We start from the raw sequence: 21,307 nt of genomic DNA on the forward strand, positions 1-21,307 counted from the left end.
CTCACATGGCACGTCTCCAACAACACTATCGCGAAAAGATCGCGAAAGACCTGACGGAAAAGTTCGGCTACACGTCGCCGATGCAGGTCCCGCGCCTCACCAAGATCACGCTCAACATGGGTGTGGGTGAAGCTGTCGCCGACAAGAAGGTTCTCGACAACGCCGTTGCCGACCTGACCAAGATCGCCGGCCAGAAGCCCGTGGTCACCAAGTCGAAGAAGGCTATCGCCGGCTTCAAGATCCGCGAAAACCAGCCGATCGGCTGCATGGTCACGCTGCGTGGCGTGCACATGTACGAATTCCTGGATCGCTTCGTGACCATCGCGCTGCCGCGCGTTCGCGACTTCCGTGGTATCTCCGGCCGTGCTTTCGATGGCCGTGGCAACTACAACATCGGCGTCAAGGAACAGATCATTTTCCCCGAGATCGAGTACGACAAGGTCGATGCCCTGCGCGGTCTCAATATCAGCATCACGACGACGGCCAAGACCGACGAAGAAGCCAAGGCGCTTCTCGCTGGCTTCCGTTTCCCGTTCAAGAACTGAGGTGACCTGTGGCTAAAGCATCTTTGATCCAGCGCGAACTCAAGCGCGACAAGCTGGTTGCCAAGTTCGCCGCGAAGCACGCGGAACTGAAGGCAGCTTCCAACGACCTGAAGAAGAGCGAAGAAGAGCGCGCCGCTGCACGCCTGGCGCTGCAAAAGCTGCCGCGCAACGCGAACCCCACGCGTCAGCGCAACCGTTGCGAAATCACCGGTCGCCCGCGCGGCACCTTCCGTCAATTCGGTCTGGCCCGCGCCAAGATCCGCGAACTGGCTTTCAACGGCGACATCCCCGGTGTCACCAAGGCCAGCTGGTAAGCCAGGCAGGAGCAAACAACATGAGCATGAGTGATCCCATTGCCGACCTGCTGACGCGTATCCGCAACGCGCAGATGGTGGCGAAGCCCACCGTGTCGGTCCCGTCTTCCAAGGTGAAGATCGCGATCGCACAAGTCCTGAAGGACGAGGGCTACATCGACGGTTTCCAGGTCAAGACCGAAGCCGGCAAGAGCGAACTGGAAATCTCGCTGAAGTACTACGCTGGCCGTCCGGTCATCGAGCGCATCGAACGCGTGAGCCGCCCCGGCCTGCGCGTCTACAAGGCCAGCGCTTCGATTCCGCAAGTCCAGAACGGCCTCGGCGTTGCGATCGTCACGACCCCCAAGGGCGTGATGACCGACCGCAAGGCTCGCGCCTCCGGTGTCGGCGGCGAAGTCCTGTGCTACGTCGCCTAACCGAGACATCGAGGAGTAACTGAAATGTCCCGAGTAGGAAAAATGCCGATCACCATCCCCGCAGGCGTGGATGTGTCGATCAAGGAAGACCAGATCAGCGTCAAGGGCACGGGCGGCACGCTCGCCCTCGCGCGCAATGTGCTGGTCAACGTCGTCAGCAAGGACGGCAAGCTGAGCTTCGAGCCCGCCAACGATTCGCGTGAAGCCAACGCGATGAGCGGCACGGTTCGCCAGCTCGTGAACAACATGGTGGTCGGTGTGACCAAGGGCTTCGAGAAGAAGCTCAGCCTGATCGGCGTCGGCTACAAGGCCGCAGCCCAGGGCACGAAGCTGAACCTCCAGGTCGGCTATTCGCACCCGGTCAACATCGACATGCCGCAAGGCATCACGGTGGCCACCGCGACCCCGACTGAAATCGTGATCAAGGGTGCTGACCGTCAGCGCGTTGGTCAAATCGCCGCTGAGATCCGCGCTGTTCGTCCGCCAGAGCCCTACAAGGGCAAGGGCATCCGCTATGCGGACGAGAAGATCGTGATCAAAGAGACCAAGAAGAAGTAAGGGGCAGCAAAATGATGTTGACCAAAAAAGCACAGCGTCTTCGCCGCTCGCGCCAGACCCGCATCCGCATCGCGACACAGGGTGTGGCTCGTCTGACGGTGAACCGCACCAACCTGCACATCTACGCCACCGTCATCTCCGGCGACGGCGCCAAGGTGATTGCAACCGCATCGACGGCAGAAGCCGAAGTGCGTACCTCGCTCGGCGGTTCGGGCAAGGGCGGCAATGCTGCCGCCGCCACCGCCGTCGGCAAGCGCATCGCTGAAAAGGCGAAGGCTGCCGGCGTCGAGAAGGTCGCCTTCGACCGCGCAGGTTTCGCATACCACGGCCGCGTCAAGGCGCTGGCCGAGGCTGCCCGCGAAGCCGGCCTGCAGTTCTAACCGGACACGAGATTCAAAATGGCAAAGATTCAGGCAAGAACGCAGAACGAAGGCCCCGAGGACGGTTTGCGCGAGAAGATGATCGCGATCAACCGCGTCACCAAGGTGGTGAAGGGTGGTCGTATCCTCGGTTTCGCAGCACTCACCGTGGTCGGTGACGGCGATGGCCGCGTCGGCATGGGCAAGGGCAAGTCGAAGGAAGTGCCCGCTGCAGTGCAGAAGGCAATGGAAGAAGCTCGTCGCAACCTGCTGAAGGTTTCGATCAAGAACGGCACGCTGCACCACCAGGTGCAAGGTCACCATGGCGCTTCGACGGTCGTGATGTACCCGGCCCCCAAGGGTACTGGCATCATCGCCGGCGGCCCGATGCGCGCCGTGTTCGAAGTGATGGGTATCACCGACATCGTGGCCAAGAGCCATGGTTCGTCGAACCCCTACAACATGGTTCGCGCCACGCTCGACGGGTTGAAGAACTCGACGACCGCCAGCGAAGTGGCTGCCAAGCGCGGCCTGACCGTCGAAGAAATCTTCGCCTGAGCGCAGGCCGTCGCAAGCCTCAAGGAAGCATTCAAATGACGCAACAACAAACCCTCAAGGTGCAGCTGGTCAAGAGCCCGATCGGCACCAAGGAATCGCATCGCGCGACCGTGCGCGGCCTCGGCCTGCGCAAGCTCAACAGCGTGAGCGAGCTGCAAGACACGCCCGCTGTGCGCGGCATGATCAACAAGATCAGTTATCTGGTCAAAGTCCTGTAAGAGAGACTGATATGGAACTCAATGGCATCAAGCCGGCGGATGGCGCCAAGCACGCCAAGCGCCGTGTCGGCCGCGGTATCGGTTCCGGCCTGGGCAAGACCTCGGGTCGCGGCCACAAGGGCCAGAAGTCGCGCGCAGGTGGTTTCCACAAGGTCGGCTTCGAAGGCGGTCAAATGCCGCTGCAGCGTCGGCTGCCGAAGCGTGGCTTCAAGTCGCATCTGCTGAAGTTCAACGCCGAAGTCACGCTGACCGCTCTCGAGCAGCTCGGCCTGGCCGAAGTGGACATCCTGGCGCTGAAGCAAGCCGGCCTCGTCGGCCAGCTGGCCAAGGTCGTCAAGGTCGTGAAGACCGGTGAGCTCACCAAGGCCGTCAAGCTGACGGGCGTGGGCGCAACGGCTGGCGCCAAGGCTGCGATCGAAGCGGCCGGCGGCAGCATCGCCTGATCATCATCGGACTGAAAGAAGTTCTTCGTGGCAACTAACGCGGCAACGATCGCAAAAACAGGCAAGTTCGGCGACCTCCGTCGTCGGCTCGTCTTTTTGCTGCTCGCGCTCGTGGTCTACCGGATTGGCGCGCATATTCCTGTGCCGGGCATCAACCCGGACCAGCTGGCTGCGCTGTTCCAGGGCCAGCAGGGCGGCATTCTGAGCCTGTTCAACATGTTCTCGGGCGGTGCGCTGTCGCGCTTCACCGTGTTCGCGTTGGGGATCATGCCGTACATCTCGGCGTCGATCATCATGCAGCTGATGACCTACGTGCTTCCTACCTTCGAGCAATTGAAGAAGGAAGGCGAGGCCGGCCGCCGCAAGATCACGCAGTACACGCGCTATGGCGCGCTGGGTCTGGCACTGTTCCAGTCGTTCAGCATCGCGGTGGCTCTCGAGTCGTCGGCCGGCCTGGTGATCTCGCCCGGCTTCGGCTTCCGCATCACCGCCATGGTGAGCCTGACGGCAGGTTCGATGTTCCTGATGTGGCTCGGCGAGCAGATCACCGAGCGCGGCCTGGGCAACGGCATCTCGATCCTGATCTTCGCGGGTATCGCGGCCGGTCTGCCCAACGCCATCGGCGGCCTGCTGGAGCTGGTTCGTACCGGCGCCATGAACGTGATCGTCGCGCTCTTCATCGTCGCCGTGGTGGTGCTGGTCACCTACTTCGTGGTGTTCGTGGAGCGCGGCCAGCGCAAGATCCTCGTGAACTATGCGCGGCGCCAGGTCGGCAACAAGGTGTACGGCGGCCAGTCGTCGCACCTGCCGCTGAAGCTGAACATGGCCGGCGTGATCCCGCCGATCTTCGCCTCGTCGATCATCCTGCTGCCGGCAACGGTGGTCGGCTGGTTCAGCACCGGCGAAGGCGGTTTTCGCTGGATCAAGGACGTTGCCAGCGCACTGCGCCCCGGCGAGCCGATCTACGTGCTGCTGTATGCCGCTGCGATCGTTTTCTTCTGCTTCTTCTACACGGCGCTCGTGTTCAACAGCAAGGAAACGGCCGACAACCTGAAGAAGAGTGGTGCATTCATTCCTGGCATTCGTCCGGGTGACCAGACCGCTCGCTACATCGACAAGATTCTGGTTCGCCTGACGCTGGCTGGCGCGGTGTACATCACCTTCGTCTGCCTGCTGCCAGAGTTCCTGATCCTGAAGTACAACGTGCCGTTCTACTTCGGTGGTACCTCCCTGCTGATCATCGTGGTCGTCACGATGGACTTCATGGCCCAGGTGCAAAACTACATGATGTCCCAGCAGTACGAATCGCTGCTGAAGAAGGCTAACTTCAAGACATCGTAGGGCTGTGTTTCAGTATTGAGTCCGGGCGGTAGACCGCCACGTTAAACAGTTTTAGGAGAGTGAAATGAGAGTTTCGGCTTCGGTCAAAACCATCTGCCGTAATTGCAAGGTCATCCGCCGCAAGGGTGTGGTGCGTGTGATCTGCACCGACCCGCGCCACAAGCAGCGCCAGGGTTGATTGAAGAGTATTAGAGGACGCACATGGCACGTATTGCTGGCATCAACATCCCGCCGCACAAGCACGCTGAAATCGGCCTGACCGCCATCTTCGGCATCGGTCGCACCCGCGCCCGTCAGATCTGCGAAGCGAGCGGCATCGAGTATTCGAAGAAGATCAAGGATCTGACCGACGCCGATCTCGAGAAGATCCGCGACCAGATCGCGCTGTTCACGATCGAAGGCGACCTGCGTCGCGAGACGACGATGAACATCAAGCGCCTGATGGACATCGGCTGCTACCGCGGCTTCCGTCACCGTCGCGGCCTGCCGATGCGCGGCCAGCGCACGCGCACCAACGCCCGCACCCGCAAGGGTCCGCGCAAGGCTGCGCAGTCCCTGAAGAAATAAGGATAGAACAGCATGGCTAAAGCACCTGCAAACAACGCCGCACAGCGCGTTCGCAAGAAGGTTCGCAAGAACGTCGCGGACGGTATCGCTCACGTGCACGCTTCGTTCAACAACACCATCATCACGATCACCGATCGCCAGGGCAACGCCCTGTCGTGGGCTTCGTCGGGTGGCCAGGGCTTCAAGGGCTCGCGCAAGTCGACCCCGTTCGCTGCGCAGGTCGCTTCGGAAGTTGCCGGCCGTGCTGCTGTCGAACAAGGCATCAAGAACCTCGACGTCGAGATCAAGGGCCCCGGCCCCGGTCGCGAATCGTCGGTGCGCGCACTGGCTGCGCTCGGCATCCGGATTAACTCGATCGCCGACGTGACGCCCGTTCCGCACAACGGCTGCCGTCCCCAGAAGCGTCGCCGCATCTGATCGTCAGTCCGCAAGGCGCAGCCGGCTTTGAATAGCGGCTGCGCATTTGTTTTTTAACTAAGCCCACTGCCATCAGCATCTTGCCGATGGCTCCCGCAGGCAACTGCGGCAGATGACACAAAGGAAAAATCGTGGCACGTTACCTCGGCCCCAAGGCCAAACTTTCCCGCCGTGAAGGCACCGACCTGTTCCTGAAGAGCGCCCGCCGCTCGATCCAGGACAAGGCCAAGTTCGACTCCAAGCCCGGCCAGCACGGCCGCACCTCGGGTCAGCGCACCTCCGACTACGGCCTGCAGCTGCGCGAGAAGCAGAAGGTCAAGCGCATGTACGGCGTGCTCGAGAAGCAATTCCGCCGCTACTTCGAAGAAGCCGATCGCCGCCGTGGCAACACCGGCGCCAACCTGCTGTTCATTCTCGAATCGCGCCTGGACAACGTCGTCTACCGCATGGGCTTCGGCTCGACCCGCGCCGAAGCGCGTCAGCTCGTGTCGCACAAGGCGATCACGGTGAACGGTCAGTCGGTCAACATCCCGTCGTACCTGGTGAAGACCGGCGACGTGATCGCCGTGCGCGACAAGTCGAAGAAGCAGACCCGCGTTGTCGAAGCGCTGCAACTCGCCCAGCAAGTCGGTATTCCGGCATGGGTCGACGTGAATGCCGACAAGGCCGAAGGCACGTTCAAGAAGGTGCCCGATCGCGACGAATTCGCAGCCGACATCAACGAATCGCTGATCGTCGAACTGTATTCGCGTTGATTTCTTCTACCCGCACCCGCCATTCGGCGCGTGCGGGAGATTGTTTTTGTTGTTCACGTTCCTGTTCCGCGCTTCGTCGCGGCTCAGGTGCTTCACCAGCCTTACCGGTGTAACGAGCCGGGGGTATTGAGAGGAAGTCTGCATGCAAACCACCCTGCTGAAACCCAAGACCATCCAGGTCGAGCAACTTGCCGCCAACAAGGCCAAGGTGACGCTCGAGCCTTTCGAGCGCGGCTACGGCCACACGCTCGGCAACGCGCTGCGTCGCGTTCTGCTGTCGTCCATGGTGGGCTACTCGGCCACCGAAGTCACGATCGCTGGCGTTCTGCATGAGTACTCGTCGATCGACGGCGTGCAGGAAGATGTCGTCAACATCCTGCTGAATCTCAAGGGCGTGGTGTTCAAGCTCCACAACCGCGACGAAGTCACGCTGAGCCTGCGCAAGGACGGCGAAGGCCCGGTGCTGGCCTCGGACATCCAGACCCCGCACGACGTCGAGATCATCAATCCCGACCACGTGATCGCCCACCTGTCGCAAGGCGGCAAGCTCGACATGCAGATCAAGGTCGAGAAAGGCCGCGGCTACGTGCCCGGCACGATGCGCCGCTACGCGGACGAGCCGACCAAGTCGATCGGCCGCATCGTTCTCGACGCCTCGTTCTCGCCCGTCAAGCGCGTGAGCTACACGGTCGAAAGCGCCCGCGTGGAGCAGCGCACCGACCTCGACAAGCTGCTGGTCGAAATCGAGACCAACGGTGCGATCACCGCCGAAGACGCAGTGCGCGCATCGGCTAAAATCCTGGTCGAGCAGCTCGCCGTGTTCGCGCAGCTCGAAGGCGGCGAACTCGCTGCGTTCGATGCTCCGGCTCCGCGCAGCGCACAGCAGTTCGATCCGATCCTGCTGCGCCCTGTCGACGAACTCGAACTGACGGTGCGTTCGGCCAACTGCCTGAAGGCCGAAAACATCTACTACATCGGTGACCTGATCCAGCGCACCGAGAACGAGCTGCTCAAGACCCCGAATCTGGGTCGCAAGTCGCTCAACGAAATCAAGGAAGTGCTCGCCTCCCGCGGCCTGACCTTGGGCATGAAGCTCGAAAGCTGGCCGCCGGCCGGCCTCGACAAGCGTTGATTATTTGAATTTTTGAAATAGGCCCCCTGAAAAGGGCCAGTGCACCGGGCAGTACCTGACACGGCTGCCTGTTTTATAAAGTAAAGGAAAGCACCATGCGTCACGGACACGGACTCCGCAAACTCAACCGCACCAGCTCGCACCGCCTCGCGATGCTGCAGAACATGATGAATTCGCTCATCGAGCATGAAGTCATCAAGACCACGGTCCCCAAGGCCAAGGAACTGCGCCGCGTCATCGAGCCGATGATCACGCTCGCCAAGAAGCCCACCGTCGCCAACAAGCGCCTGGCCTTCGACCGCCTGCGCAACCGCGACAGCGTCGTGAAGCTCTTTGGAGACCTCGGCCCGCGTTTCGCAGCACGTCCGGGCGGCTACACCCGCATCCTGAAGATGGGTTTCCGCGTGGGTGACAACGCCCCGATGGCGCTCGTCGAACTGGTTGATCGTCCTGAAATTAAAGAAGACGCAGCCGAGCAAAACGCTGCTGAATAAGCTATAATCTAAGTCTGCCGCGCGATGGAGCAGCCTGGTAGCTCGTTGGGCTCATAACCCAAAGGTCGCAAGTTCAAATCTTGCTCGCGCAACCAAATTGAAAAGGCCCTTTGAGAAATCAAAGGGCCTTTTTCTTTTTCGATCTTTTACCCATCAATTGCCGGTGAATGGCAAAAAAGAAATGCCCTCGCAATGAGGGCATTTTTTATTTTTGGTCAGCGTGGCAACTCAGTCAGGAATGACTGCCGTCACCTCGATCTCGACCTTCGCCCGATGCTCCACCAGCGCCGCCACCTGCACGCAGGTCATGGCCGGGAAGTTGCGCCCCATCGCGTCGCGATAGACGGGACCGAGCTCGGCGAGCCGGCGGCTGTATTCGTCGCGGTCCGTCACGTACCAGGTCATGCGCACCATGTGCTCCGGGCCCGCGCCGCCCGCACGCAGCACCTCGACAATGTTGCGCAGCGCCAGGCCGCATTGGTCGATGAAGTCGTCCGACTCGAATTGCTGCTGTGCATTCCAGCCGATCTGGCCACCGACGAACAGCATAGTTCCACGAGCGGCGACGCCGTTCGCATAGCCCTTGGGAGGCAGCCAGCCTTCGGGTTGCAGGAGTTTGTTGATCATGATGTCGTGTTGAGTTGTCTCAGTTTGAATCGTTGGAGCTTGCCGGTTTCCGTGCGCGGCAGGGCCGGCACGAACTCGATCTCCCGTGGGTATTTGAACGGCGCGATGGTCGCCTTCACGTGGTCCTGCAGTGTCTTCACGAGGGCGGCGTTGCCCTCGTTGCCCGGCTTGAGGACGCAGAACGCCTTCACGATCATGCCTCGCTCGGCATCCGGCTTGCCGATCACGCCGCACTCGGCCACGGCCGGGTGCTTGAGCAGCGCATCCTCCACCTCCGGGCCGCCGACGTTGTAGCCGGCCGTGATGATCATGTCGTCGGCGCGCGCCTGGTAGAAGAAGTAGCCGTCGTCGTCCTGCACGAACGAATCGCCGGGGTAGTTCCAGCCGTTCTTCACGTAGTCTGCCTGGCGCGGGTCGTCGAGGTATCTGCAGCCCACCGGCCCCTGCAGCGCGAGCTTGCCGACCGTGCCGCGCGGCACTTCGTTGCCCTGGTTGTCCACCACCTTCGCGGTGAAGCCCGGCACGGCCTTGCCGACCGCGCCACGGCGTACGTCGGAGCCCGCGGCCGAGATGTAGATATGGAATACCTCGGTGCCGCCGATGCCGTCGAGCATCTCGATGCCGGAAGCCTCCTTCCACAGCTGCCGCGTGGCGTCAGGCAGGGCCTCGCCCGCGCTCACGCTGATGCGCAGGCTGGGCATGCCGTGCTGCTTCACGAACGGCGCCATCTGGCGGTAGAACGTGGGCGCCGTGTAGCAGATGGTCGCGCCGACCTCGTTGATGAGCTTCACCAGCCCCTCGGGCGTGAACGGCGCATCGGGAAAGTAGACCGAAGCCCCGGCCCACATCGGAAACACCAGCAGCCCGCCGAGCCCGAAAGTGAAGGCCAGCGGGGGCGATCCCACCACGATGTCGTCGCTGCGCGCGCGCAGCACGTGGCGCGGCCATGTCTCGCACATCGCGAGCACGTCGCGGTGCGTGGTGACGGGCGCCTTCGGCTTGCCGGTGGTGCCCGAGGTGAAAGCCAGTAGCGCGATGTCGTCGGAAGCCGTGGGGCAGGCCGTGAATACGCCGCTCTTCTTCGCCGCGCGCGCGGAGAGCGAGTCTTCCGCGTCGGGCTTGTTGAATGCGATCACCGCGGCAAGCACCGGATGTTCCCGCTGCGCGATCGCCAGCTCGTCGAGCAGCCGTCCGTCGCACAGAGCGGCCACGGGCTGCGCCTTCTCGATGATGTCGCCCAGTTCCTTCGCGCGCAGCAGCGGCATCGTCGCCACTGCAATGAGCCCGGCCTTCACCACCGCGAGCCAGGCCAGCGCCATCGCCACGGAATTGCCGCCGCGCAGCAGCACGCGATTGCCCGGCACCAGACCGAGATCTTCGACCAGCACCTGGGCGATGCGATTGACCTCGACGGCCGCCTGCGCATAGGTCAGCGTGCCCTGCGGCGAACGCAGCATCGGCTTGTCGCCGAACCCCTTCGCCGCAGCCTTGTCGAGCAGTTCCTCGACCAGGTTGAGCTGGTCGGGCAGCCGTAGCTCGGGCAGGTCGTAGCGAAAGACGGGCAGCTGTGCCGCGGGCGGCAAGCGGTCGTGAACGAAGCGGTCGACTTGGGCAGACACGGTGTTTATCCCCGCAGAACGGATTTGCCGATGATCAGTTGTTGAACTTCCGTCGCGCCTTCGTAGATGCGCAGCGAGCGGATGTCGCGATAGAGGCTTTCAACCTTCGTGCCAACCTTCACGCCGAGGCCGCCGTGCATCTGCAGCGCCATGTCGATCACGCGGCTCGCGTTCTCGGTGGCGCACATCTTGGCCATGGCCGCTGCGGCCGACACGTCGCCCACCGCCGGCGCGCCGCGTCGTTCGGCGTCGTCACGCATCCATGCCGCGCGATAGGTGAGCAGGGCAGCGCTGTCGATCAGCGCTGCCATTTCGCCGAGCTTGGCCTGCGTGAGCTGGAAGTCCGCCAGCGTCTGGCCGAACATGCGGCGTTTTTTCGAATGCGAAATCGCTTCCGCCAGTGCGCGACGGCCCATGCCGAGGGCGGCTGCGGCCACCGAAGCGCGGAAGATGTCGAGCGTGCGCATCGCGAGCTTGAAGCCGCCGTTGAGCTCGCCGAGCTGCGCGGTGCGCGGCACCACGCAGTTCTCGAAGCGCAGCGTGGCCAGCGGATGCGGCGCCATCACGTCGATGTGCGCGGAGGTGTCAAGACCGGGCGTCTTCGCATCGACGATGAAGGCCGTGATGCCGCGCGTGCCGCCCGCCGGGTCGGTCTTCGCGAACACGCAGTAGAAGTCGGCGATGCCGCCGTTGCTGATCCAGGTCTTCTCGCCGTTGAGCTTCCAGCCGTCGGAGGTCTCCTCCGCGCGCATCGCCATCGCGCCCACGTCGGAGCCGGCTTCGGGCTCGCTGAGTGCGAAGGCCGCGATCTTGCTGCCCTTGGTAACGGCGGTCAGGTAGTCGGCGTGTTGCTGCGGCGTGCCAGCCAGCGTGATCGAGCCGCTGCCCAGACCCTGCATCGCGAACGCGAAGTCGGCGAGCGGCGAATGGTAGGCGAGCGTCTCGCGCAGCAGCACGAGCGCGCGCGAGTCGAGCCGCTCCAGCGCGCCGCCGGAACTGCCCGGCACGCAGTAGCGCAGCCAGCCGCCGGCGCCGAGCCGCTGGACCCAGTCACGGCAGGCGGCGCGGTCGTCGTGCTCGTCGACCTGCTGCGCGTCGGCCCAGGGCAGCAGGCCGTCGGCGAGCGCACGGTGCGCGTCGTCGAAGAAGGGCAGCGCGAGATGCGCTGTCGATGGAGGTGCGGGGGCCTTGGTCATCATCGCTTCAGTCTCCGCCGAACACCGGCTTGCGCTTGGCCGCGAAGGCCTCGTAGGCGCGCCTGAAGTCTTCGGTCTGCATGCAGATGGCCTGCGCCTGCGCTTCGGCCTCGATGGCCTGGTCGATGGTCATCGACCATTCCTGCGACAGCATCGTCTTCGTCATGCCGTGCGCGAAGGTCGGGCCTTCGGCCAGGTCGCGCGCAACCTTCGTCGCGGCCTCGAGCAATGCATCGCTTTCGTGCAGCGCGTTGAAGAAGCCCCAGGCATGGCCTTCCTGCGCCGTCATTGCGCGGCCGGTGAAGAGCAGTTCCGACGCACGGCCCTGGCCGATCACTCGCGGCAGCAGCGCGCAGGCGCCCATGTCCGCACCGGCGAGGCCCACGCGCGTGAAGAGGAAAGCGGTGCGCGTGGCCGGCGAGCCGTAGCGCAAGTCGCAGGCCAGCGCGATCATCGCGCCGGCGCCGGCGCACACGCCGTCGATCGCGCCGACGATGGGCTGCGGGCATGCGCGCATCGCCTTCACCAGGTCGCCCGTCATGCGCGTGAACTCCAGCAGCTCGGGCATGCGCATGCCGGTCAGCGGGCCGATGATCTCGTGCACGTCGCCGCCCGAGCAGAAGTTGCCGCCCGCGCCGGTCACCACGATCGTCTTCACGTCGGTGGCGTAGACCAGCGCGCGGAACAGGTCGCGCAGCTCGCCGTACGAGTCGAAGGTCAGCGGATTCTTGCGATCCGGCCGGTTCAGCGTGATGGTGCCCACGCCCGCTTCGTAGCTCCATGCGAAGTGCTCGGCCTTGTAGGGCGCCTTCGCCTCGAATTGCGCGCGCATGGGATTGCCCGCGCCGATGTAGTGCTTCATTCGGTCTCCGCCATCAGTAGTTGGTTGTGCGAGTGCTGCTTGACCTTGCCGAGCAGCTTGTGCAGTTGCGCGATCTCCTTGGCGCTGAGGCCGGAGAAGGCCTCGACGATCCAGTCTTCGTGCTGCTGCGCCATTTCGTTGAAGAGCTTGCGCCCGCGCGGCGTGAGGCGCACGCGCCATGCGCGGCGGTCGCCCTCGACGTTGATGCGCTCCACCAGCCCTTCGGACACGAGCTGGTCGGTGATGCCCGTCACGTTGCCGCCCGTCACCATCATCCGGCGCGAGAGCTCGTTCATCTTGAGCCCCTCGGGCGAACGCTCGAGCTGCGACATCAGATCGAAGCGCGGCAGCGTGGTAGCGAACTGCGAGCGCAGCTCGTTGCGCACCTGCTTCTCGATCAGCTGGGTGCAGGTGAGAAGCCGCAGCCAGAGCCGCAAGGCTTCGGGATGCTCGCTGTGCGCGCGCGCTTCGAGGTCCATGTCAGTGCGTCTCCTCGCTGTTCTGCGCGGCCATCGCGGCATTGGCGGCGGCCGCGAGCTGCTGTTGCTTGGCGATCTCGCGGTACATCTGGTCGCGCCCGCTCAGGTACTGCACGGGCCATTCGACGTCGCGGCTCTGCAGCTTGGCCGCCTCGTGCAGCGTCCATGCCGGATCGGCGAGATGGGGGCGCGCGATCGCGCACAGGTCGGCGCGGCCGGCCGCGATGATGCTGTTGGCCTGGTCGGCGTCGGTGATGGCGCCCACCGCGATGGTCGAGATGCCGACCTCGTTGCGGATGCGGTCGGAGAACGGCGTCTGGTACATGCGCCCGTACACCGGCTTTGCGGCGCGCGTGGTCTGGCCGGAGGACACGTCGATGAAGTCGGCGCCGGCTTCCTTGAAGAGGCGGGCCACCACGATGGCGTCGGCATCCGTGTTGCCGCCGGGCGCCCAGTCGTGGGCAGAGATGCGCACGCTCATCGGCTTGTCGGCGGGCCACACGGCGCGCATGGCGCGGAAAACTTCGAGCGGATAGCGGCAGCGCGCCTCGATGTCGCCGCCGTACTCGTCGGTGCGCAGGTTGGTGAGCGGGCTGATGAAAGCCGACAGCAGGTAGCCGTGCGCGCAGTGCAGTTCGAGCCAGTCGAAGCCGCATTCGGCCGCGCGGCGGGTCGAGTCGACGAACTGGTCGCGCAGCGTGTCCATCTCGGCGCGTGTGATGGCGGCGGGCAGCTGGTTCTGTTCGCCATACGGCAGTGCACTCGCGCCCAGCAGGGGCCAGTTGCCGGTCTCGAGCGGCTCGTCGGTGCCTTCCCAGCCCACGCGGGTCGATCCCTTGGGCCCGCTGTGGCCGAGCTGCATCGCGATCTTCGCGCTCGACTGCGTGTGCACGAAATCGACGATGCGCTTGAAGGCCGCCTGCTGCGCGTCGTTGTAGAGGCCCGTGCAGCCGGGGGTGATGCGGCCTTCGGGCGTCGGGCTCGTCATCTCGACGAACACCATGGCCGCGCCACCGAGTGCTCGTGCACCCAGGTGCACGAGCAGGAAGTCCTGCGGCACGCCGTCGACCGCGCTGTAGGTGGCCATCGGCGACACCAGGATGCGGTTCTTCAGCGTGAGCCCGCGCACCTTGTAGGGCATGAGCATCGGCGGCAGCGCCTTGCCGCCGGCCAGCCACTGTTCATAGCCGCTCAGCCATTGCGTGTCGCGCAGGCGCAGGTTCTCGTGGCTGATGCGCTGCGAGCGCGTGAGCAGTGAGTACGCGAACTGCTCGACCTGCATGCCCGTGTAGCGCGGCACGTTCTCGAACCATTCGGTGGAATTGCGTGCGGCGTTCTGGATCTTCAGCACTTCGACGCTGCGGCGTGCCTCGTAGCCTTCGAGCACGTGGTCGACGGTGCCGCCCTGGGCGAACTCGTTGGCCAGGTCGATCGCGTCTTCCAGCGCCAGCTTGGTGCCCGAGCCGATGGAGAAGTGCGCCGTGTGCGCCGCGTCGCCCATCAGCACCACGGGCACGGAGCGGCCTTCGACGTCGATGCGATGCGTCCAGCGCTCGCACACCACGCGCGGAAAGCGGATCCAGTTGGCCGAGCCGCGCAGGTGCGTGGCATTGCTGATGAGCGAGTGGCCGCCGAGGTACTTGGCGAAGAGCTTCTCGCAGAAGGCGATGGCCTCTGGCTGCTCCATCTGGTCGAGGCCGTGAGCGTTCCACACTGCCTCGGGCGTCTCGACGATGAAGGTCGAGGTCTTGTCGTCGAACTGGTAGGCGTGCGCCTGAAACCAGCCGTGCTCGGTCTGCTCGAAGGCGAAGGTGAAGGCGTCGAAGGTCTGGTGCGTGCCCAGCCAGACGAAGCGGCAGTTGCGCAGGTCGATGTCGGGGCGGAAAACGTCGGCGTAGCGCTGGCGGATGCGGCTGTTGAGGCCGTCGCTGGCGATCACCAGATCGGCCTTGTATTTGGCGGCAATCGCCTGGTCGTCGGCGACGTCGGTCTCGAACACCAGCTCGACGCCCAGCTCGAGGCAGCGTTCCTGCAGGATGTTCAGCAGCCGCTTGCGGCCGATGCCGCAGAAGCCGTGGCCGCCCGAGCGCACCTGGCGGCCCTTGAAGAAGACCTGGATGTCGTCCCAGTGATGGAACTCGTTGCCGATGAGCGCCGCGGTCGGCGCATCGGCCGCGCGCAGGTTGGCGAGCGTCTGGTCGCTCAGCACCACGCCCCAGCCGAAGGTGTCGAAGGGGCGGTTGCGTTCCACCACGGTGATCTGCAGCGCGGGATTGCGCGCCTTCATCAGCAGGGCGAAGTACAGGCCTGCCGGCCCGCCGCCGATGCAAAGGATGCGTTGGAGGTCCGAGGCGGGGGCGGACTTGGACGGGTCGAGGCTGTTCATGGCTAAATAGTTTAGACATAAACAATCTGTTGTCAATCGGGATTCCTGCAGGCCCGCCCCGGAGCGCATCTCGCGGCCTGCGCCGACACGGGAAGTCATGCAAAAGCTTGGAAAAATCAATACCATGCGCCCATGCAACACTTGATACCAAAAATCGAGTCGCAGCTGGCTTCGCTGCCTGTCCCCATCGCGCTGGAGCTGCCGGATGGCCGGCGCGTAGCCCAGGCGGGAGCCCGCGTCACCCTGGCCTTCAAGGAATGGGCGGTGCTCGCCAAGCTGGCGGCACGACAGGTGGGAGCCATCGGCGAGGCATACGTCGAAGGCAAGGTGCAGATCGAAGGCGCCATGCGCGACCTGATCGACGCCACGGTCGGCATGCTCCCGGGCAATCCGGCGCAGACCGACACCGGCTGGTGGAGCCGCCTGCAGCGCCGGGCCAAGTCGCACGGCTCGCATTCGCTGCGCAAGGACGCGGCCCAGATCGAGTTCCACTACGACGTTTCCGACGACTTCTACGCGCTGTGGCTCGACCCGCGCCGCGTGTATTCATGCGCCTACTTCCGCACGCCCGACCTCACGCTGGCGCAGGCGCAGGAAGCCAAGCTCGACCACATCTGCCGCAAGCTCATGCTGCAGCCCGGCGAGCGCTACCTCGACATCGGCTCCGGCTGGGGCGCGCTGCTGTTGTGGGCGGCCGAGCACTACGGCGTGGACGCCACCGGCATCACGCTGTCGAAGAACCAGCACGCGCACGTGCAGCGGCTCATCGAAGAGAAAGGCCTGCAGGGCCGCGTGCGAGTCGAGCTGCGCGACTACCGCGAAGTGCCCACCGACAAGCCCTTCGACAAGATCTCCTCCGTCGGCATGTTCGAGCACGTGGGCGCGGCCAACATGCCGACCTACTTCCGCAAGATCCATTCGCTGCTGAGGCCCGGCGGCCTGGTGCTGAACCACGGCATCACCTCGGGCGAGCTCAACTATCGCCAGCTCGGCGCCGGCATGGGCGACTTCATCGAGAAATACATCTTCCCCGGCGGCGAGCTGCTGCACGTGACGCACGTGCTGCGCGAGACCGCCGCGGCCGGCCTGGAGATGGTCGACACCGAGAGCCTGCGCCCCCACTACGCGCGCACGCTGTGGGCCTGGTCCGATGCACTCGAGGCGCAGCTCGACACCGCGCTCGAAGTCTTGCAACGAAGCGGCGGCCGCCAGGGCGACAACGCCGAGCGCATCCTGCGGGCCTATCGCCTGTACCTCGCCGGTTCCGCCATGAGCTTCGAGCAGGGCTGGATCTCGCTGCACCAGATGCTCTCCACCAAGCCCGACGGAAAGGTCGAACACGGCGTCCTGCGCGGCGCGCAATCGGTGTACCCTTTTGCACGTGACTACATCTACAAGTGAGTGAGAACACCATGCTCTATCGATTCCAGTCCCGTGCCTCTCCCGATTTCGTGATGCTCGAAGTGCATGCCCGCCAGCTGCTCGAGATCGTCGGCAAGTCGGCCGCCCCGCAGGGCATCATCACCGTCGAGCAGATCCCGGGTGCCATCGCGGCCATCGAGGCAGCGCTGGCGCGCGAGGCCTCCAACGCCCACAACAACGACGACTACGCCGTCGAAGGCCACGCCAACGAGGCCGAGAAGCAGCACGTGGGCCTGCACCAGCGCGCGATCCCCCTGCTGCACATGCTCAAGGATTCGCTGGCCGAAAAGAAAGACGTGACCTGGAAGACCTGATCGAATAGATCGACGGTTTCAGTCGCGAAACGCCGCGGAACCGGCTCCGCCGGGCCGCAGGCGTTGCCCCCTGCAAGGGGGTTGGCGAAGCGGCACGAAGTGCCGCGCAGCCTGGGGGTCAGTCCACCTTCGCGCCGGAGTCCTTGACCACCTTCGCCCATTTCACGTGCTCGCTCGCGATGAGCTTCGTGAAGTCCGCAGGCGAATTCCCGCTCGGGATTGCGCCCTGAGCCAGCATCTTCTCCTTCATGGCCGGCGTACCAAGCGCCTTGGCCACTTCCTGCTGGATGCGGTTCACGATCTCCGGCGAGGTGCCCGCCGGCGCCAGCAGCCCGAACCACGAACTTGCCTCGAAGCCCTTGAGCGAAGGGCCGCCCACTTCCTCCACCGTCGGAATGTCCGGCAGCGCGGGCGAACGCTGCGCGCTCGTCACCGCCAGCGCCGTGAGCTTGCCGGCCTTGATCTGCGCCATCGACGAGGGCAGGTTGTCGAACATCACGTCGGCGTTGCCGCCCACCATGTCCAGCAGCGCCGGGCCGGAGCCCTTGTACGGAATGTGGGCCATGAACGTGCCCGTCATGCTCTTGAACAGCTCGCCCGCCAGGTGGATCGAGGTGCCGCTGCCGCTGGAAGCCATGTTCAGCTTGCCCGGGTTGGCCTTGGCGTACTTGATGAAGTCCTGCACGTTGTGGATGTTCAGCGACTTCGCTTTCTCGGCGTTCATCTCCATCACGTTAGGCACGGCGGCCACCAGCGTGATCGGCGCGAAGTCCTTGATCGGGTCGAAGGGCAGCTTGGGGTACAGCGCGCGGTTGATGCCGTGCGTGCCCACCGTGCCCATCAGCAGCGTATAGCCGTCGTTCGGCGCGCGCGCTACGATCTCGGCGCCCACGTTGCCGCCAGCGCCGGCGCGGTTGTCCACGATGAACTGCTGGCCGAAGGCCTTCGAAAGCTCGGGCGCCACGGCGCGCGCGAGGATGTCGGTGGTGCCGCCGGCCGCGAAGGGCACGACGATGCGCACGGGCTTGGTCGGCCAGGTGCTCTGGGCCCACGAGGGGGCGGTCATCAGGGTCAGCGCGGCGGCGACCGACGCGGCCAGCGCGGTGCGGCGGTTCGGGGAGAAGAAGAAAGTCGGATTGGTCATGCGCGCGTTTGTACAGGTGCGCGCTGCGACCGTCGCGGGTGAAAACCCCGTGAGCCCCTTGAACCCGTGAGGGAGTTCTCGGTCAGGCCACCTGCATCCGCCGCGCGAATCGCTCGCTGCGCAAGCGCTCGAGCACGAAATCGACGAACACCCGCGTCTTCGGCGGCAGCAGCTTCTTGCTCGGGTAGTAGAGCCACACCGCGCCCGCGTCCTGGTACCACTCGGGCAGCAGCCTCAGCAGCGCGCCGCTGCGCAGCCCGCGTTCCACGAAGGGCATCGGCAGCATCGCCGCGCCCAGCCCCATCAGCGCGGCATGCGCGATCGCCTCGGGGTCGTTGAAGATCGCGCGCGGCCGTGGCAGCTCGACGCTGATTTCTCCCTCGCCGGCGCCCGTGCGCACGCGCCGCAGCGTCCAGCTGCGCACCCGGCCCGTGGGCGAGGAGCGGCGCAGCAGCGTGTCGAGCGCCGCCAGCTCCGACGGGTGCTTGGGCAGCTGCCGTCCCTCCATGTACGCGGGCGACGCCACCGCCACCACGTGGATGCGCGCCAGCTCCCGCGCCACCATCCCGGCCGGCAGCTCGATGCCGCCGCCGATGGCCGCGTCGAAGCCCTCGCCCACCAGGTCGACCTGCTGGTTGTCGAAATGCCAGTCCGGCAGGATGGCCGGATAGCGCGCGAGAAAGTCGCCCATCATCGGCAGCACATGCTCGCGCCCGAAGGCCTGGCCCATGCTCACCTTCAGCGTGCCGGCGGGCTGGCCGTCGTCGGTATCGACGCCGGCCACGGCCTCCTGCAGCGTGGCCAGCGCGGGGGCGACCTGCGCCAGGAAGCGTTCGCCGCCCTCGGTCAGCGTCAGGCGACGCGTGCTGCGCTGGAACAGCCGCACGCCCAGACGCGCTTCGAGCCGCGCCACGTTCTTGCTGACGGCGGCCGGCGTCAGCCCCAGGCGCCGGGCAGCCTCGGAAAAGCTGCCGCCCTCGGCGCTCTGCACGAAGGATTCGAGGTGATTGAGCGGCTCCATGGCCGCATTGTCGTGCTCATCTTCAACCATTGGTTGAATTTGATTGAGCCAATTGGTGGCTACCGAAGAAGGAATGAAAAACCCAAACTGAGGCCTTCTTCCTCCACCTCATCGGAAAAATCATGGCCTCCAACACTGCTTCTTCTTCGTCTTCTTCCCCCGTCCTGGCCGGCAAGGTCGCCTTCGTCACCGGCGGCTCGCGCGGCATCGGCGCGGCCATCGTGCGCCGGCTGGTGCGCGACGGCGCCGCCGTCGCCTTCAGCTACTCCAGCTCGGCCGCCCCGGCCAACGAGCTGGTGCGCAGCATCCAGTCCGAAGGCGGCCGCGCCCTCGCCCTGAAGATCGACAGCGCCGATGCCGCGGCCCTCACCGCCGGCATCGACGAAGCGGCCCGCACCTTCGGCAAGATCGACATCCTCGTGAACAACGCCGGCGTGTTCCTCGGCGGCACCCTCGACGACTTCTCGCTCGAGGACTTCGACAAGACGCTGAACGTCAACGTGCGCGCCGTCTTCGTCGCGGCCAAGGCAGCCTCGCGCCACATGGGCGAGGGCGGCCGGATCATCAACATCGGCAGCACCAACGCCGTGCGCATGCCCTGGCCCGGCGGCAGCGCCTACGCCATGAGCAAATCGGCGCTGGTCGGCCTGGTGCAGGGCCTGTCGCGCGACCTCGGCCCGCGCGGCATCACCGTCAACAACGTGCAGCCCGGCCCGGTCAACACCGACATGAACCCGGTCGACGGCCCCAATGCCGCCGCCATGCACGGCCTGATGGCAGTCGCCCGCCACGCCCTCCCGGAAGAAATCGCCGGCATGGTCGGCTACCTGGCCAGTCCGGAAGCCGCGTTCGTCACCGGTGCCAGCCTGAACATCGACGGCGGCTTCGCGGCCTGAGCCCGGGCGCGACGACGATGACGCACCCGACTCCCAAGCCCGCCCTGGCCGGCAAGGCTGCTCTCGTCACCGGTGGCTCGCGCGGCATCGGCGCGGCCATCGTGCGCCGGCTGGCGCGCGACGGCGCCGCAGTGGCCTTCACCTTCGTGAGCGCACAGGCCGAGGCCGACGCGCTGGCCGGCGAGATCCGCGCCGCCGGCGGCCGCGCACTCGCCCTTCGTGCCGATGCGGGCGATGCCGCTGCGCTCACCGCCGCCGTCGAGCAGGCCGCGAAGGACTTCGGGCGGCTCGACATCCTGGTGAACAACGCCGGTGTCTACCTGCGCGGCGATCTCGACAGCTTCACGCTCGAGGACTTCGACCGCACCGTGAACGTCAACGTGCGCGCCGTCTTCGTCGCGACCCAGGCGGCTGCGCGCCGCATGGGCGAGGGCGGGCGGATCGTCAACATCGGCAGCATCAACGCCGAGCGCGTGCCGGCCGTGGGCGCCAGCGTCTATGCAATGAGCAAGGCCGCGATCGTCGGTCTCACGCGGGGCCTGGCACGCGACCTCGGCCCGCGCGGCATCACGGTCAACAACGTGCAGCCGGGTCCGACCGACACCGACATGAACCCCGCCGCCGGACCGCGCGCCGGCTTCATGCACGGCCTCATGGCCCTGCAGCGCCACGGCCGCGCCAGCGAGATTGCCGGCATGGTGGCGTATCTCGTCGGGCCCGATGGCGGCTTCGTCACCGGCGCCAGCCTGAGCGTGGACGGCGGCTACACCGCCTGAGCGTCCGGCCCTGGAGCGCCATCACCGCTGTTCGACACGGCGAGGATCAGCTTGTCGAGCGTGGCTTCCATGCGCGCCAGTTCGCCGGCCTCGATGCCCGCGAAGAGCTCGGCCTCGCGCTCGCGGCCGAGCGCGCCGACCGTTTCATGCAGTGCCTTGCCGACGGCGGTGAGATAGAGCCGGCTGCTGCGCCGGTCGGTCGGATCATCGTGGCGCTGCATGCGCTTGTGCCGCCGCAGGCCGGCGAGCGCGCGGCTCACCGCCATCTTGTCGAGGCCGGTCTGGTCGGCGACCTGCGTGGCGTTGAGCCCCGGCTGCGCGGCGAGCACGGCCATCGTGCGCCACTCGTTCAGCGTGAGCCGGTGCTCGCGGCCCACGCGCTCGTGAAAAGGCCGAGCCGTGAGGTTCACGACCCGCACCAGCTTGAAGAAGAGCGGGTCCATTGTTC

28 protein-coding genes and 1 tRNA gene are annotated in these 21,307 nt (G+C 65.3%); 20 read left to right on the forward strand and 9 right to left on the reverse strand.

Going from position 1 to position 21,307, the window contains the following annotated elements; translation table 11 throughout:
- The first annotated feature begins 5 nt into the window (after positions 1 to 5).
- The 16 genes from rplE (at position 6) to BMY35_RS06190 (ending at position 8,212) form a co-directional block, all read left to right on the forward strand.
- Entirely contained in the window at positions 6 to 545 is a 540-nt protein-coding gene (gene rplE, locus BMY35_RS06115) for a 50S ribosomal protein L5 (RefSeq protein WP_093196100.1), read from the forward strand.
- A gap of 8 nt (positions 546 to 553) precedes the next feature.
- A complete protein-coding gene (gene rpsN / locus BMY35_RS06120) occupies positions 554 to 859 on the forward strand; it encodes a 30S ribosomal protein S14 (RefSeq protein WP_093196101.1) in 306 nt (101 codons plus the stop codon).
- Between the two features lie 20 nt (positions 860 to 879).
- Entirely contained in the window at positions 880 to 1,275 is a 396-nt protein-coding gene (gene rpsH / locus BMY35_RS06125; RefSeq protein ID WP_081267428.1) for a 30S ribosomal protein S8, read from the forward strand.
- 24 nt (positions 1,276 to 1,299) lie between these two features.
- Positions 1,300 to 1,833, forward strand: a complete 534-nt coding sequence (rplF, locus tag BMY35_RS06130; protein WP_093196102.1) for a 50S ribosomal protein L6 — start codon at positions 1,300 to 1,302, stop codon at positions 1,831 to 1,833.
- 14 nt (positions 1,834 to 1,847) lie between these two features.
- Positions 1,848 to 2,213 carry a 50S ribosomal protein L18 gene (gene rplR / locus BMY35_RS06135; RefSeq protein WP_093196193.1) on the forward strand — a complete coding sequence of 122 codons (366 nt, stop codon included), beginning with the start codon at positions 1,848 to 1,850 and terminating at the stop codon, positions 2,211 to 2,213.
- A gap of 18 nt (positions 2,214 to 2,231) precedes the next feature.
- Positions 2,232 to 2,750 (forward strand): 30S ribosomal protein S5, encoded by a 519-nt coding sequence (gene rpsE, locus BMY35_RS06140; protein WP_019653973.1) that lies wholly within the window; start codon positions 2,232 to 2,234, stop codon positions 2,748 to 2,750.
- Between the two features lie 35 nt (positions 2,751 to 2,785).
- Positions 2,786 to 2,968, forward strand: a complete 183-nt coding sequence (rpmD, locus tag BMY35_RS06145; protein WP_019653974.1) for a 50S ribosomal protein L30 — start codon at positions 2,786 to 2,788, stop codon at positions 2,966 to 2,968.
- 11 nt (positions 2,969 to 2,979) lie between these two features.
- Complete coding sequence (gene rplO / locus BMY35_RS06150; RefSeq protein ID WP_019653975.1) at positions 2,980 to 3,411, forward strand: 50S ribosomal protein L15; 432 nt, start codon at positions 2,980 to 2,982, stop codon at positions 3,409 to 3,411.
- Between the two features lie 27 nt (positions 3,412 to 3,438).
- Positions 3,439 to 4,752, forward strand: a complete 1,314-nt coding sequence (secY, locus tag BMY35_RS06155; protein ID WP_093196103.1) for a preprotein translocase subunit SecY — start codon at positions 3,439 to 3,441, stop codon at positions 4,750 to 4,752.
- Positions 4,753 to 4,816: 64 nt separating this feature from the next.
- Positions 4,817 to 4,930 (forward strand): 50S ribosomal protein L36, encoded by a 114-nt coding sequence (gene rpmJ / locus BMY35_RS06160; protein ID WP_013544106.1) that lies wholly within the window; start codon positions 4,817 to 4,819, stop codon positions 4,928 to 4,930.
- Between the two features lie 23 nt (positions 4,931 to 4,953).
- Complete coding sequence (gene rpsM, locus BMY35_RS06165; RefSeq protein ID WP_013544105.1) at positions 4,954 to 5,319, forward strand: 30S ribosomal protein S13; 366 nt, start codon at positions 4,954 to 4,956, stop codon at positions 5,317 to 5,319.
- Positions 5,320 to 5,331: 12 nt separating this feature from the next.
- The gene (gene rpsK, locus BMY35_RS06170) at positions 5,332 to 5,736 is read left to right on the forward strand and encodes a 30S ribosomal protein S11 (protein ID WP_009124825.1); all 405 of its coding nucleotides are present in this window, start codon (positions 5,332 to 5,334) and stop codon (positions 5,734 to 5,736) included.
- A gap of 131 nt (positions 5,737 to 5,867) precedes the next feature.
- Positions 5,868 to 6,491, forward strand: a complete 624-nt coding sequence (gene rpsD, locus BMY35_RS06175; RefSeq protein ID WP_093196104.1) for a 30S ribosomal protein S4 — start codon at positions 5,868 to 5,870, stop codon at positions 6,489 to 6,491.
- A gap of 142 nt (positions 6,492 to 6,633) precedes the next feature.
- Complete coding sequence (rpoA, locus tag BMY35_RS06180) at positions 6,634 to 7,623, forward strand: DNA-directed RNA polymerase subunit alpha (protein WP_009124827.1); 990 nt, start codon at positions 6,634 to 6,636, stop codon at positions 7,621 to 7,623.
- Positions 7,624 to 7,718: 95 nt separating this feature from the next.
- Positions 7,719 to 8,117, forward strand: coding sequence for a 50S ribosomal protein L17 (gene rplQ, locus BMY35_RS06185; RefSeq protein WP_093196105.1), 399 nt, complete (start codon positions 7,719 to 7,721; stop codon positions 8,115 to 8,117).
- A gap of 18 nt (positions 8,118 to 8,135) precedes the next feature.
- Positions 8,136 to 8,212: transfer RNA gene (locus BMY35_RS06190), tRNA-Met, on the forward strand.
- Between the two features lie 133 nt (positions 8,213 to 8,345).
- Here BMY35_RS06190 and BMY35_RS06195 read toward each other — a convergent pair.
- The 6 genes from BMY35_RS06195 to BMY35_RS06220 are packed head-to-tail and all read right to left on the reverse strand — an operon-like array spanning position 8,346 to position 15,286.
- Entirely contained in the window at positions 8,346 to 8,744 is a 399-nt protein-coding gene (locus tag BMY35_RS06195) for a RidA family protein (RefSeq protein ID WP_093196106.1), read from the reverse strand.
- Positions 8,741 to 10,363 (reverse strand): AMP-binding protein, encoded by a 1,623-nt coding sequence (locus BMY35_RS06200; protein WP_093196107.1) that lies wholly within the window; start codon positions 10,361 to 10,363, stop codon positions 8,741 to 8,743. The genes BMY35_RS06195 and BMY35_RS06200 overlap by 4 nt, the downstream gene beginning before the upstream one ends.
- Before the next feature lie 5 nt (positions 10,364 to 10,368).
- Positions 10,369 to 11,562 carry an acyl-CoA dehydrogenase family protein gene (locus BMY35_RS06205; RefSeq protein ID WP_093196108.1) on the reverse strand — a complete coding sequence of 398 codons (1,194 nt, stop codon included), beginning with the start codon at positions 11,560 to 11,562 and terminating at the stop codon, positions 10,369 to 10,371.
- Positions 11,563 to 11,566: 4 nt separating this feature from the next.
- Positions 11,567 to 12,421 (reverse strand): enoyl-CoA hydratase family protein, encoded by an 855-nt coding sequence (locus tag BMY35_RS06210; protein WP_093196109.1) that lies wholly within the window; start codon positions 12,419 to 12,421, stop codon positions 11,567 to 11,569.
- Complete coding sequence (locus BMY35_RS06215) at positions 12,418 to 12,900, reverse strand: MarR family winged helix-turn-helix transcriptional regulator (RefSeq protein WP_093196110.1); 483 nt, start codon at positions 12,898 to 12,900, stop codon at positions 12,418 to 12,420. Before BMY35_RS06215 ends, BMY35_RS06210 begins: the two co-directional genes overlap by 4 nt.
- Before the next feature lies 1 nt (position 12,901).
- A complete protein-coding gene (locus tag BMY35_RS06220) occupies positions 12,902 to 15,286 on the reverse strand; it encodes a bifunctional salicylyl-CoA 5-hydroxylase/oxidoreductase (RefSeq protein WP_093196111.1) in 2,385 nt (794 codons plus the stop codon).
- A 132-nt stretch (positions 15,287 to 15,418) separates the two neighbouring features.
- On the opposite strand from BMY35_RS06220, the gene BMY35_RS06225 reads away from it, so the two are divergent.
- Together BMY35_RS06225 and BMY35_RS06230 are read left to right on the forward strand one after the other, a co-directional pair.
- Positions 15,419 to 16,687 carry an SAM-dependent methyltransferase gene (locus tag BMY35_RS06225; RefSeq protein WP_093196112.1) on the forward strand — a complete coding sequence of 423 codons (1,269 nt, stop codon included), beginning with the start codon at positions 15,419 to 15,421 and terminating at the stop codon, positions 16,685 to 16,687.
- A gap of 11 nt (positions 16,688 to 16,698) precedes the next feature.
- On the forward strand, positions 16,699 to 17,022 hold the full coding sequence (locus tag BMY35_RS06230) for a DUF1840 domain-containing protein (protein ID WP_093196113.1): 324 nt from the start codon (positions 16,699 to 16,701) through the stop codon (positions 17,020 to 17,022).
- A gap of 118 nt (positions 17,023 to 17,140) precedes the next feature.
- Here BMY35_RS06230 and BMY35_RS06235 read toward each other — a convergent pair whose 3' ends face one another.
- Positions 17,141 to 18,166, reverse strand: a complete 1,026-nt coding sequence (locus BMY35_RS06235) for a Bug family tripartite tricarboxylate transporter substrate binding protein (protein WP_093196114.1) — start codon at positions 18,164 to 18,166, stop codon at positions 17,141 to 17,143.
- An 82-nt stretch (positions 18,167 to 18,248) separates the two neighbouring features.
- Positions 18,249 to 19,187 carry a LysR family transcriptional regulator gene (locus tag BMY35_RS06240; protein WP_093196194.1) on the reverse strand — a complete coding sequence of 313 codons (939 nt, stop codon included), beginning with the start codon at positions 19,185 to 19,187 and terminating at the stop codon, positions 18,249 to 18,251.
- A 122-nt stretch (positions 19,188 to 19,309) separates the two neighbouring features.
- Between BMY35_RS06240 and BMY35_RS06245 the strand changes: the two genes are divergently transcribed.
- Both BMY35_RS06245 and BMY35_RS06250 read left to right on the forward strand, forming a co-directional pair.
- Positions 19,310 to 20,083, forward strand: a complete 774-nt coding sequence (locus BMY35_RS06245) for an SDR family oxidoreductase (RefSeq protein WP_093196115.1) — start codon at positions 19,310 to 19,312, stop codon at positions 20,081 to 20,083.
- Positions 20,084 to 20,100: 17 nt separating this feature from the next.
- Positions 20,101 to 20,859 (forward strand): SDR family oxidoreductase, encoded by a 759-nt coding sequence (locus tag BMY35_RS06250; RefSeq protein ID WP_093196116.1) that lies wholly within the window; start codon positions 20,101 to 20,103, stop codon positions 20,857 to 20,859.
- Here the strand turns inward: BMY35_RS06250 and BMY35_RS06255 are convergent.
- A complete protein-coding gene (locus tag BMY35_RS06255) occupies positions 20,847 to 21,302 on the reverse strand; it encodes a MarR family winged helix-turn-helix transcriptional regulator (RefSeq protein WP_093196117.1) in 456 nt (151 codons plus the stop codon). The two genes, BMY35_RS06250 and BMY35_RS06255, sit on opposite strands and share 13 nt — an antisense overlap.
- Positions 21,303 to 21,307 lie beyond the last annotated feature (5 nt).

This window comes from Variovorax sp. YR750 (assembly GCF_900109805.1).
GTDB lineage: Bacteria > Pseudomonadota > Gammaproteobacteria > Burkholderiales > Burkholderiaceae_C > Variovorax > Variovorax gossypii.